Below are 12,048 nucleotides of genomic sequence, written 5' to 3' on the forward strand. Positions count from 1 at the left end.
AAAAATATGAACAGAAGAAGCTTTTTAAGAAATTCTGGTTTTGTAGCGGCAGGTTCGCTATTTGTGCCAGCTTTTATGAAACCGCTTGAAGCCATGGCGCTGGACGAATTAAGTTTGTACAAAAACCTTGTTGTGGTACAACTTTCTGGCGGAAATGATGGCTTAAATACCGTTATACCTTTTGGCAATGACATTTATTACCAAAAGCGAAAAAGTATTGCCATTAAACCTGAAGACGTAATTAAGTTAAACGATATGCAAGGTTTAAATCCAAATATGGCCGCTTTACAAGAAATACACGACCAAGGCTGGATGACGATAATTAATGATGTTGGCTATCCAAACCCCGATCGTTCGCACTTCCGTTCGATGGATATTTGGCAAACAGGGAGCGATAGCAATCAATTTTTATCTACCGGATGGATTGGACGATACCTGGATAGCAACTGCCAAACTTGCAAATTCCCTTACACAGCAATTGAAGTAGATGATTCGCTTTCGCTTGCTATGAAAGGCATGACGAAGAAAGGAATTGCTTTAAAAGACCCGGCCACATTATTTCGCAATACAAACGATCCATTTTTTAAGGCGATGTTGCAAAATGATAAAGAGCATTTAGATGAAGATAATTTAGGTTACTTGTATAAAACCATGATCGAAACTTCTTCGTCGGCCAGTTACATTCAAAACACATCAAAAATTTATAAAAACACGGCAACTTACCCTCAATCTGGTTTTGCAAATCAGTTAAAAACGGTTTCCAAATTTATTTCTTCAGGTTTAAAAACACGGGTTTATTATGTTTCTTTGAGCGGTTTCGATACGCATGTAAATCAACTAAATCAGCAAGGAAATTTGCTTAAACAATATAGCGAGGGCATGGCCGCATTTTTGAAAGATTTAAAGAGCAATAATAAATTAGAAGATACTTTGGTAGTTACTTTTTCTGAATTTGGTCGCAGAGTAGAACAAAATGCAAGCAACGGAACCGACCATGGAACTGCAAATAATATGTTTGTTTTTGGCGGAAGATTAAAGAAACAAGGTATTTTTAATGCTGCACCAAACTTAAGCGATTTAGATACCGGAGATTTGAAATACCAGTTAGATTTCCGTCAGGTTTATGGAACTATTTTAGATAAATGGCTGGATGTAAACAATGCTGATATTTTAAGTAAGAAATTCAACACATTGGATTTTATTTAAGTTTTTGGGATAGAAAATCGCATAATGTAATTATTTTTAAACTTCTTGATAACGCTATCGTCATTGGGAGGTACGAAGCAATCCTACAACTATCGCTTTAAGATTGCTTCGTACCTCCCAATGACGAAACTATTTACTTTCTTTTCATAACATAAATAGCATTACTCGAATCTTTCCCATGTTCTGAATACACTTGAAAAAGTTCGTACCCATAATTTTTAAATTTCATTACGCAATCCATGGGAGAATTGAAAGTTAAATCTTTGCCTTCGTCGTTCTTTAATAAACGTTCTTTATAGCGTTTAAACTTCTGTCCGTAATCGATAAAAACGGTATAAGTATCGCCAAATACAGGATTAATGGATAGGCTCAAATAATCGGCATGGATATCGCTTAAACGAACGCCATTAACAGTTTGAGCTTTTACACTGGATAGCGCAAAGCAGGCGACGACTGTCGCCATGATGATAATTTTTTTCATAATAAGGTTTCTTTTGTGTGTACCCTAAAATAAAAAATTATTGGCGTTATGTTGAATGCTGTTTGTAACAAAATTGTTTTTACGTTATCTTAAATTAAAAGCAAAAAATGAATTTTATAGGCAACATTATCTGGATTATTTTCGGCGGTCTTTTCATCTTTTTCGAATATATAATCGGTGGATTAATATTATGCCTAACCATAGTTGGCATTCCATTCGGCATTCAATGTTTTAAATTCGCTATTGTTGGCTTGGCGCCATTTGGTGTAAAAATTACCGATACTTCTTCAAACACAGGTTGTTTATCAACTGTAATGAATTTAATCTGGATATTCTGTGGAGGGTTTTGGATTGCTTTAACACATTTATTTTTCGGTATTTTACTTTGCATCACAATTGTGGGCATCCCATTCGGTCGCCAGCATTTTAAACTGATGAACCTTGCCTTTACACCTTTTGGCAAATCAATTTCTTAACGAATTAGTTTCTTACCATAAGCACTTAATTAAATAGCCCCGATTGAATTGAAGCCATTTTTCATGGCGTAAAGAAAAGCGGGACTAGCGAAACCGTTAAGCAATGCAATTGCGCTCCAAAATTATTGAATTAAACCAATCTTTTTTGAGTGTTCAATAGCTTCTGAACTATGGTTAAAAAGGCAAGTTTGAATCGCATATGGTTTAATCTTTTCAAACAAATTCAAGGTTTCAGCTTCTTTTTCAGGTCGAATATTACGAATATAAATGGCTTCGATATTTTCTGGATATTTCTCGGCAATTGAAGTATAAATTTTTGGGTCTTGTTGCGAATTATCACCAAAAAAAACAAACTTTTGATTTGGAAAAGCATCTAAAATCCGCATCACCCTAAGTAATTTCCCTTCATGCCCGGTTTTACCAGTTCGCACTAAATCTTTCCAACGCTTTAAGGTGTTCAGTAAGAAAGCGCCGTCGGGCAATTTATTAAATCTGAAGGTTTCCAATAAATAATCGTACAAATTCCACTCACTACTGCTCACATAGAAAAAAGGATTGGGCTGCTCACTTGTGGTGTGCGATAATGCAAGCTGTTGGTAATGGCTTGCGGCATCGGGAAAAGTTTTTCGGGTGCGAGGGTTTTTAATAAACAACTCCCGCAAACGCCGCCCAATGGTTGCCGAATGCGAAATCATAACGGTATCATCAACATCAGAAATAAAGCCATACTGGGTAATATGAGGTACATAAACTTTGCCCTCGCCACTGCATAAAACCGAATCATCTGTTCCTAATGCCTCAACTTTTACAAAGTGCCATCCGGCTTCAATATCTCTATTGGCTTTCCACTCAAACTTAAAAAAACCATCGGCTTCAGTTTTATTATAAATGGTTTGATCAAAAAACTGCAAACGTATTTTAACAAATGGATATGGCTTTAAAATAAAGAGTTTGAGCAAATGAGCGATATTAACGAATAAATTATTGCTATAAATCTGCTTGCTTTTTGCTTTCCGTTTAAAAACATGACCATACACCACCATATTTTGCGTATGCCCGTAACCATGATATATTTTTACACTCGCCGATTTATTCATCTATTTTAAAACAGTATTTGGATTTAGTTGTTTTGAAAGCACCAAAAAGAAGTTGGCGTTTCATGAAATTACTATTCATTATTAATCCCGGTTCGGGCAGTCATAACATCGATTTAAAAGAATTTATTGCAGTATATTTTAAAGAAAAAAATATTGAAATTAATCTATTTGAACTGCCTGACGATTGCTCCATCGAAAAAATAAAATCAAAAATAGAACAAAGCAAAGCTGATAAAGTTGTTGCGGTAGGTGGAGATGGCACTTTGAAACTGGTTGCAGAATGCCTGCTAAATTCGGATACGCCGATTGGAATAATTCCGGCTGGCTCTGCAAATGGAATGGCTAAAGAGTTGGGTATTCCCACAGAAATTGAGGATGCCTTACAAATTATAGAAACCGGGCTACCCAAGAAAATTCATGTGATTGAACTAAACAATGAAATCTGTATTCATCTATCTGATTTGGGTTTTAATGCTTATTTGGTAAAGCGGTTTGATAGTTTGCAAGAACGCGGAATGTGGGGTTATGCAAAAGCAACATGGCATGCCTTGTGGAATCATAAACGGATGGATGTTGAGCTGGATATTAAAGGTAAACAGGTAAAATCGAAAGCTGCAATGGTTGCAATTGCCAACGCAACCATGTACGGAACGGGCTTAAAAATAAATCCAGACGGAAAGCTAGATGATGAACTTTTTGAAATTATCGTGGTAAAAGATTATTCGTATTTAGAAATTTTGAAAATATGGTTTACCAAACTTCCTTTTAACCCTAAAAAGATTGAAGTTTTTCAAACCTCGAGCGTAAAAATATCATCGAAGCACAAGGCACATTTTCAGGTTGATGGCGAGTATATTGGAAAGGTAAACGCTGTAGAGGCTAAAATTTTGCCAGCGGCGATTTCGGTAATTGTTTAAAAGAGAGCGATGAACCGTCCTTCAATAAACTCTAAAACTCTTCTCTATGAATTTTAATAGTGAAATAAAGCCTGAAAAATTCGGCGATAAAACAGAGTTTGAAAAAGATATCAAACCAAAGTTCTTTAAGGTTTAACAATTCTGGCAAAAGCGTAATAAAGCCAATTGAAAAAACCCAGATGATAAGACGAACCGGAAATTGAATATAATAAGCGATTAAGCCAAACCTTTTATACAATGCTAAGCCAATTGCCGATACGAAAAGTAAAAGAAACATTGGCAAGGTTAAAACAACCCTAACCTGTGATAATGTTTCTTCAGGAATTTCATTAAAATGTGTGATAATTTGCCAAAAAGGTTGCGCCAATAAAGCAATGCTAATGATATCTAAAAGGGCGAAAACTCTAACCGTTAAGCGCATTATTTACAATATTTTGTGAGATAGTCATTGGCTTTATCGCTACCCAAATTTTTAACCATCATAAAATCTTCGCAAGCACCTTGTTTATCTCCCTGTTTAATTTTTTTCAGGCCAGTATTAATAAGCGAATCGAAATATTCATCATCAATACCTAACTGAGATTTTATCGCTAAAATCTGACTTTCTTGTCCGGGTTTAGCAGCATCTTTATTTTTATAAAAGTTGATAACCGCATTGGTTAATCCTTCTTCAGCCAGATAAGCATTAATAGAAGCTTTTATTTCATTACTTGATTTCCTTTCGCAGCCGTAACCCTGTAGCCTGAAATTTACAGGAACCACTACAGAAACCGTCGTATCATAACCTGCCGGAACTTGCCACTTTCCGCTACTTAAACGGATTAAACGCAAAGCTTCGTTATCTAAATCAGAAATAATTCCTTTGCTAATTTTTGATGAATATACCTTACCATTTTGGTCTAACTTGAAGCTGATACTTACACTTCCCTGGATACAATTCTGTTTTGAAAAAGCTGGATAGATGGTGTTGTTTTTTAAGAAAGTTGCAAAACCCGATGGCCCGTTTTTGAACTGCATTTGTGCCTGAGCCAGGATGCTGCAAAAAATAAAACACAGAATAATCAAGTTCTTCATCAATCTAATTTACGTAAAAAAGCTAAGAGACTAAAGCAGAAAGATTAAAGCAACATTAAGCTACAATCTAAAATCAGGCTTGGATTTGGGCAATTAGCAAGATATCTTTCCCTTTCAGAAAACTTACAAACGCCCGGATAATCGCCTTTAAATCCCTCCATATCTTTAATAACCTGAAAGTGTAGGTGCGGCGGCCAAAAACCATTTTCTTCTTTAACACCTAAAGTTGCAAAAGCTTTTCCTTTCGGGATAATCTGTCCTTCTTCTAAACCATTCAAAGAAGCCAGACTTAAATGTCCATATAAAGCATGAAATTCATATCCACCAATTTGATAATTTAAAATTATCGTTGCGCCGTAATCTCCAAAATTATTATTGTTGGCAAAGCTATGAACAGTTGCATCGTAGAAATTAGAAATCGGCGTTAAAGCAGGTGCCCAAATATCTACACCTAAATGCAATCGTCTGGGTTCTTCATCGGTACCAAAATGTGTACTTCTTGAGTAAATCGTTCTATGCTCATCATAACCCCCAATCCCAAACTTTGCACCGTTATCTTCAAGTTTCTGATTTATCCAGGCTGAAAATAAATCCGTGTCAGCTAACCTTTCATCCGTTAATTCAGAATTAGCTGCGGTAAAATCAAACGCTAAAAGTTTATCGGCTTTGCCATCAAAATCAATAATTTTTCCAATGGCAGATTTATTGGATTGAATAACTCCTTGAAAAGTTTTCATCAAAACTATTCAGCTTCTTCGTCTGGTTGCCTTGGTTCTTTTGCAATCTTATCGAAAAGGTGGTCCATACGTTCCACATATTCGTTGGTATCATCAACAAAGAAAGTAAGCTCTGGTACAACCCTTACTTGATGGCGAATTCTTGAGCCCAATTTATACCTGATTTCTCCGGCATGAGCATTTACCGTATTAATTGAAAGTGTGGTATTACTGGTGTTAAAAAAGCTTAAATAAACTTTTGCAACGGCCAAATCTGGCGAAACGCGAACACGCGTAATGGTTACCAATGTGTTTGGCAAAAATGCAGCACCCTCACGCTGAAAAACCTGTGCTAACTCCTCTTGTAGCACTCCTGCAAATTTTTGCTGACGTTTACTTTCCATAATATTTTTATCTGTCGTCATTGCGAGGCACAAAGCAATCTTAAAACTAATGCTTTAGAGATTGCTTCATACCTCGCAATTACCGTTTAATTTACCTAATATAACAAATTACTATCATACGGGTACCTTGCAACATGTGCTGCCTTTACCATATCGTATAATAATGTTTTAAACTCTTCTATATTCTCTTTCTCAGTTGCCGAAATAAATAAAACCGGAACCTTATCATGGCTCATCCAGCTGCGTTTAAATTCTTCAAGCGTTAGCTTTCCGTCATCATCCTCATCGTCTACTTCTGGCGAAACATAAGCATCAATTTTATTGAAAAGCAAAATCATATCCTTATCAATTGCTCCAATGTCTTTTAAAGTTTCATTAACGGTATTTATCTGATCTTCGAAGTTTGGATGCGAAACATCAACAACGTGAACCAATAAATCCGCTTCGCGAACTTCATCGAGCGTAGATTTAAAACACTCAACCAAATGGTGAGGAAGTTTACGGATAAAACCAACCGTATCTGACAAAAGGAATGGAAGATTTTCAATCACCACCTTACGAACCGTAGTATCAAGCGTGGCAAAAAGCTTATTTTCGGCAAATACTTCCGATTTTGAAAGCATATTCATAATGGTTGATTTGCCAACATTGGTATAGCCAACCAAAGCTACACGAATCAACTGACCACGATTTTTACGTTGCGTTTCGTTTTGCCTGTCGATATTTCTTAAACGCTCCTTTAGCAAAGAGATTTTGTTTAAAATAATCCTTCTATCACTCTCAATCTGCGTTTCACCCGGACCACGCATACCAATACCACCTTTTTGACGCTCCAAGTGCGTCCACATACCGGTTAAGCGGGGTAAAACGTATTGTAGCTGTGCCAATTCTACCTGAGTTTTAGCTTGTGCAGTTTGCGCCCTATTGGCAAAAATATCTAAAATCAGGTTGCTTCTATCTAAAACCTTAACGCCTAATTCTCTATCTATATTTCGCAGTTGCGATGGCGATAATTCATCATCAAATACAACGGTATCTATTTCTTCTGATTTTACATAAGCTTTAATTTCCTCGAGTTTACCTGTACCCACAAAGGTAGCACGCTCTGGCTTAAGCATTTTTTGTGTAAATACCTTCTCTACCTTCCCACCTGCGGTTTCAACCAAAAAAGAAAGCTCATCGAGATACTCTTTCGTTTGTTCGTCCTTTTCGCCGGGTGTAACTACACCGACCAAAATTACCCGTTCCTGCTTTATCGCAGTATCATAAAATTTCTGTTTTCCCATTAATGTAGCAAAGATACAAAATTTGCAAAATGTGATTTCAATTAGAAACCACAGAGATGTAAGAAAAGTTTTTAAGATTTAGAAAGCGAAAGTTACTGGCTTTTGGCAGCTGCAGTCCCGCTTTTCGTTACAAGGCCCGAGAAAAATCGGGCGCTTTCCGCTTCAATCGGGCTTATTTAACAAAAGATTGTACATCAAACCCTAAAAAACCGACAAAAAAAGAAAGCCATACTGATGTACAGCATGGCTTAGATTATGTTTTATAATTTGTAGTTATTCGAAAACGTATGTGGCGGTAATATCTGTTAATGTGTTTCCACTACCTGTTTTTTTAACAACGCTTTTACCGTCGACGAAAATTTCACAATCAATAGTGCCACCAGTGTGTGATGTGCCACTAATTAATAAAGCGTCGAGCTGATTAGCATTCATATCAAATTTATACGAGTATGGCAAAGATTGGTTGCTAAACAATTCTGTTGCGCCAGTTGCATTTCTTCTTACAATACTATACAACATCGTTAAGCCTGATGGTGAAGTAATCCGATATTCAACCGAAACTTTTCTTGGATAAATACTTTCTGGCGATGGGTTATCCTCCTTTTTGCTGCAAGAAGAAGCGGTTAAAATTAAGAGTATCATCATAGTAGATGATAGGTGTTTTAAAATTGATTTCATAATTTGGATTTACGTACACCTTTCAAAGCAGATGCCATAAACTTAATACTACAGAACCAATATTTTAAAAACTACTATATCGCCTTAACAAAATCTCTAATCGCTAAACCCGGATTTTCAGTCTTCATAAAATTTTCGCCAATTAGAAATCCATTAAAGCCTACATTTTTAAGTTCTTTTATGGTTTCTGGATTGCTAATGGCACTTTCAGAGATTTTCATAAACTCACCAGGAATTTTGTTAACCAAATCGAATGATGTTTGAATATTTACTGTAAAATCTGCAAGGTTCCTATTATTGACACCAATAGCATCTAAATTCGGACTAATACTTCTTTCCAATTCTGCTAAATCATGAACTTCCAAAAGCACGTTTAGTCCAAGGTTTTTCGCAAATTTCCCCAATTCCGATATTTGTAATGGTGTTAAAATAGAGGCAATTAGCAGAATAATATCAGCACCCCATGCCTTTGCTTCTAAAATCTGGTATTCATCAATTATAAAATCCTTCCTCAATATCGGAATATCGTTTGCCGCTCTGGCTGCGAGAATATCATCAGTTTTACCACCAAAAAAATCAACATCAGTTAAAACAGAAAGTGCAGAAACACCAGCATTATTGTAGGCTCTTGTCACTTCAGCAACATCAGCAATACCATTAATTAATCCCTTCGAAGGCGAACGACGCTTAAATTCGGCAATAATCCCGTTTCTATCATCTGCTAAAAGAAAGTCTTTAAAAGAATGTGGCTTTCGGTCAAAATAAGCTGAGCTTTCCAAATCAGTAATTGAAACCAATTGCTTTGCATCAGCAACTTCTTCTTTCTTACGTAATACAATTTTATCTAAAATATTCATCTTATGTCTGTTGTCGTCATTGCGAGGCACGAAGCAATCTTCAACCAAAAGAGATTGCTTCGTACCTCGCTATGACTTGTTTTTCTAGGCCGTCAACCAATTCTCCATCATTTGTTTACCATACTCGGTGAGTACACTTTCCGGATGGAACTGCACACCCCTAACATCAAGTGTTTCATGTCTTAAGGCCATTATTTCACTTTTATGGTCTCTTGCAGTAATCTTTAAACATTCTGGAAAGTTTTCTTTACTAACCACCCAGCTGTGGTATCGGCCAACGTTAATCGTCTGCGGACATTCCCAAAACAGCGACTCATCACCATCTACAACCGTAACCGGCGTGGCAATGCCATGCATTGGTCTGCCCAGATTTAAAAGTGTACCGCCAAAAACTTCGGCAATGGCTTGCTGCCCTAAACAAACACCAAAAATACTTTTAGTTGGCGCATAGGTTTTAATTACATCCAATAATAAACCAGCCTCTTCGGGTATTCCCGGACCAGGCGAAAGCAAAATTTTATCGTACTTTTCTACATCAGCAAGCTCGAATTTATCGTTTCTCCAAACTTCCGCTTCGTAACCAACTTCATTAATTAAATGTACAAGATTATAGGTGAAGCTATCGTAATTATCAATTACGAGAACCGTTTTTTTGTCGTCACTCATTATAAATCGTAATTCGTAAATTTAAAACCTTAAATATCTTTCGCCATTTCAACAGCCTTTCTTAGCGCAGCAATTTTGTTATTCACTTCCTGCATTTCAGTTTCAGGTACCGAATCGGCAACAATTCCAGCCCCTGCACGATAATGCAATTCATTATTTTTACTCATAAATGTTCTAATCATAATGGCATGATTAAAATCTTCATTAAAGCCCATGAAACCAATTGCACCAGCATAGAAATTTCTTCCCAATTTCTCGTTTTCATCAATCAACTGCATGGCTTTATATTTTGGCGCACCACTCAAAGTTCCGGCCGGATAAGTATCGGCAACTACTTTAAAGGCACTAACATTTTCTTGCAAATGACCACTAACTTTACTAACCAAGTGAATCAAATGAGAATAATATTGTACTTCTTTAAAAGATTTTACCTCAACTCGGTTGCAGTGCCTGCTTAAATCGTTACGGGCCAAATCTACCAACATTACATGCTCTGCACTTTCTTTTGGGTCTTGCTCTAACTTTCTGGCCTGTTCTGCATCTTCCTCATCGTTTCCGCTGCGTTTAAAAGTACCTGCAATTGGGAAAATATTTGCCGTGTTGTTTTTTATCGTGATTTGTGCCTCCGGCGATGATCCAAACAGTTTGAAATCGCCATAATCAAAGTAAAATAAATATGGCGATGGGTTTATAGAACGCAGGCAACGGTAAACATTAAATTCATCGCCTGTAAAAGCTTGCTTAAAGGCTCTTGATGGCACAATCTGAAAAACATCTCCACGATAAATATGTTTTTGAAGCTTTTGTACCAATTCAATAAATCCCTGGTCAGTAAGGTTTGATTTTTCTTCACTTTTTATCTGAAATTTATATTCAGGATAATTTTTATTCTGAATTAAATACTCCATCTTCTCCAATCCGCCTTCTTCTTCACCATCAAAAGAATTTTTGAATAGGGTGATTTCGTTTTTAAAATGGTCGATTGCAATAATGTAACGATACAGATGATATTGCATTTCAGGAATTTCCTCACCATCGGGTGTTTCAGATTTAAACTGAATATCTTCAAAATGCTGTACGGCATTCCAGGTAAAGTAACCAAACAAGCCGCTGGTAATGAACTTTATTTCAAGAATTTCGGTTTCCTTAAATTTATCCTTAAAAGCCGCAATCTCTTCCGTTAAATTTTTAGTTTCCTTAATCTCCACCGTTCCATCAGGGAAATAAGTTTCCAGGCGACTGCCTTTTAAAATAATCCCAGCAACGGGTTCTGCACAAACAAAACTCATCGAATTTTCCCTGCTATGGTAATCAGAGCTTTCTAATAAAATACTATTAGGATAAACATCGCGAAGGCGAAGATATATACTTACCGGAGTGGTCGTATCGGCAAGCATCTTTTTGTATTGTGTATTTATTTTAAACATTACTTTTCGTCATTGCGAGGAGGAACGACGAAGCAATCCCTCCCCTTTTTCAATTATTATATTAAAAATAAAAAGCCCGGCGTGTGGTTCTACGCCGGGCTTTAATGGTTCTTTAAGATTTAGGATGATAGAATATTTTCATCATACGCAGCCGGCGCAATTCTGTTTTGAATTACCTTGCCAAAGCCATGTATGTATATTGTTAATCATGTACAGCAAAAATATAAAGAATTTTGAATAATGAAAATATTTATGAAAATAGTTTATTCTCCACCGATAACTACATTCATCCCAGAAATACCAAAAAATGACCTGCCTGGAACTTCTTTGACCATAAGCCAAATGGTTGCAATGATGATGATTAAGGCTAATCCAAAAAATATTGATATTGTACGGTGTTTTGCAACAGCCTCTGCAACTTTCTTTGATTTAGCATTACCAACCGTAATTAAAATTATTGCCACAATCATCATACTGATGTGTTCCATTTTAAAATAACGAACCGCAGGCGCTCCTTTGCTGCTCAATGCATACCAGCCTTCGATAAAGTAAAGCACCAAACCAATAAGCAATTGAATGTGCGCACTAATCAGTGTAAACACATTTAACTTTCTATTGCCTTCGGTGTAGGATTTGTTACCAAACCAACCTGATAATGCTTTAATAACTGCAACAATTAGTAAAGTGAAAACAACATAGCGCCAACCTGAATGCGCATTTTTTAAAATTTCGTTCATGATTTTATTTTAATAACCCTCAAAAA

15 protein-coding genes are annotated in these 12,048 nt (G+C 36.4%); 3 read left to right on the top strand and 12 right to left on the bottom strand.

Going from position 1 to position 12,048, the window contains the following annotated elements; genetic code table 11:
• Nucleotides 1–6 precede the first annotated feature (6 nt).
• Nucleotides 7–1,206, top strand: a complete 1,200-nt coding sequence (locus tag R2Q16_RS13860; RefSeq protein WP_316737800.1) for a DUF1501 domain-containing protein — start codon at nt 7–9, stop codon at nt 1,204–1,206.
• 133 nt (nt 1,207–1,339) lie between these two features.
• Here the strand turns inward: R2Q16_RS13860 and R2Q16_RS13865 are convergent, their stop codons facing one another.
• Complete coding sequence (locus R2Q16_RS13865) at nt 1,340–1,687, bottom strand: hypothetical protein (RefSeq protein WP_316737801.1); 348 nt, start codon at nt 1,685–1,687, stop codon at nt 1,340–1,342.
• Between the two features lie 107 nt (nt 1,688–1,794).
• Between R2Q16_RS13865 and R2Q16_RS13870 the strand changes: the two genes are divergently transcribed.
• Nucleotides 1,795–2,163: a YccF domain-containing protein gene (locus R2Q16_RS13870; protein WP_316737802.1), complete on the top strand. Its 369-nt coding sequence runs from the start codon at nt 1,795–1,797 to the stop codon at nt 2,161–2,163.
• A 122-nt stretch (nt 2,164–2,285) separates the two neighbouring features.
• Here R2Q16_RS13870 and R2Q16_RS13875 read toward each other — a convergent pair whose 3' ends face one another.
• Nucleotides 2,286–3,260 carry an App1 family protein gene (locus R2Q16_RS13875; protein WP_316737803.1) on the bottom strand — a complete coding sequence of 325 codons (975 nt, stop codon included), beginning with the start codon at nt 3,258–3,260 and terminating at the stop codon, nt 2,286–2,288.
• Between the two features lie 62 nt (nt 3,261–3,322).
• On the opposite strand from R2Q16_RS13875, the gene R2Q16_RS13880 reads away from it, so the two are divergent.
• Complete coding sequence (locus R2Q16_RS13880) at nt 3,323–4,177, top strand: diacylglycerol/lipid kinase family protein (RefSeq protein ID WP_316737805.1); 855 nt, start codon at nt 3,323–3,325, stop codon at nt 4,175–4,177.
• 31 nt (nt 4,178–4,208) lie between these two features.
• Here the strand turns inward: R2Q16_RS13880 and R2Q16_RS13885 are convergent, their stop codons facing one another.
• The 10 genes from R2Q16_RS13885 to R2Q16_RS13930 all read right to left on the bottom strand — a co-directional run bounded on the left by R2Q16_RS13885 (nt 4,209) and on the right by R2Q16_RS13930 (nt 12,022).
• Nucleotides 4,209–4,598: a hypothetical protein gene (locus tag R2Q16_RS13885; RefSeq protein WP_316737806.1), complete on the bottom strand. Its 390-nt coding sequence runs from the start codon at nt 4,596–4,598 to the stop codon at nt 4,209–4,211.
• Nucleotides 4,598–5,251: an energy transducer TonB gene (locus tag R2Q16_RS13890; protein WP_316737807.1), complete on the bottom strand. Its 654-nt coding sequence runs from the start codon at nt 5,249–5,251 to the stop codon at nt 4,598–4,600. The genes R2Q16_RS13885 and R2Q16_RS13890 overlap by 1 nt, the downstream gene beginning before the upstream one ends.
• Nucleotides 5,252–5,295: 44 nt before the next feature.
• On the bottom strand, nt 5,296–5,988 hold the full coding sequence (locus tag R2Q16_RS13895) for a peptidoglycan DD-metalloendopeptidase family protein (protein ID WP_316737808.1): 693 nt from the start codon (nt 5,986–5,988) through the stop codon (nt 5,296–5,298).
• Nucleotides 5,989–5,993: 5 nt separating this feature from the next.
• Nucleotides 5,994–6,371, bottom strand: coding sequence for a 30S ribosome-binding factor RbfA (gene rbfA, locus R2Q16_RS13900; protein ID WP_316737809.1), 378 nt, complete (start codon nt 6,369–6,371; stop codon nt 5,994–5,996).
• A gap of 95 nt (nt 6,372–6,466) precedes the next feature.
• Nucleotides 6,467–7,657, bottom strand: a complete 1,191-nt coding sequence (gene hflX / locus R2Q16_RS13905; protein WP_316737810.1) for a GTPase HflX — start codon at nt 7,655–7,657, stop codon at nt 6,467–6,469.
• A 273-nt stretch (nt 7,658–7,930) separates the two neighbouring features.
• Complete coding sequence (locus tag R2Q16_RS13910; RefSeq protein WP_316737811.1) at nt 7,931–8,302, bottom strand: hypothetical protein; 372 nt, start codon at nt 8,300–8,302, stop codon at nt 7,931–7,933.
• A 107-nt stretch (nt 8,303–8,409) separates the two neighbouring features.
• Nucleotides 8,410–9,192, bottom strand: a complete 783-nt coding sequence (gene trpC / locus R2Q16_RS13915; protein ID WP_316737812.1) for an indole-3-glycerol phosphate synthase TrpC — start codon at nt 9,190–9,192, stop codon at nt 8,410–8,412.
• 84 nt (nt 9,193–9,276) lie between these two features.
• Nucleotides 9,277–9,858: an aminodeoxychorismate/anthranilate synthase component II gene (locus R2Q16_RS13920; RefSeq protein ID WP_316737813.1), complete on the bottom strand. Its 582-nt coding sequence runs from the start codon at nt 9,856–9,858 to the stop codon at nt 9,277–9,279.
• A 29-nt stretch (nt 9,859–9,887) separates the two neighbouring features.
• Nucleotides 9,888–11,285 carry an anthranilate synthase component I family protein gene (locus tag R2Q16_RS13925; protein WP_316737814.1) on the bottom strand — a complete coding sequence of 466 codons (1,398 nt, stop codon included), beginning with the start codon at nt 11,283–11,285 and terminating at the stop codon, nt 9,888–9,890.
• 263 nt (nt 11,286–11,548) lie between these two features.
• Complete coding sequence (locus R2Q16_RS13930; RefSeq protein WP_316737815.1) at nt 11,549–12,022, bottom strand: cytochrome B; 474 nt, start codon at nt 12,020–12,022, stop codon at nt 11,549–11,551.
• Between the last annotated feature and the right edge of the window lie 26 nt (nt 12,023–12,048).

This window comes from Pedobacter aquatilis, from assembly GCF_032678425.1.
In the GTDB taxonomy this organism is placed as follows: Bacteria; Bacteroidota; Bacteroidia; order Sphingobacteriales; family Sphingobacteriaceae; genus Pedobacter; species Pedobacter aquatilis_B.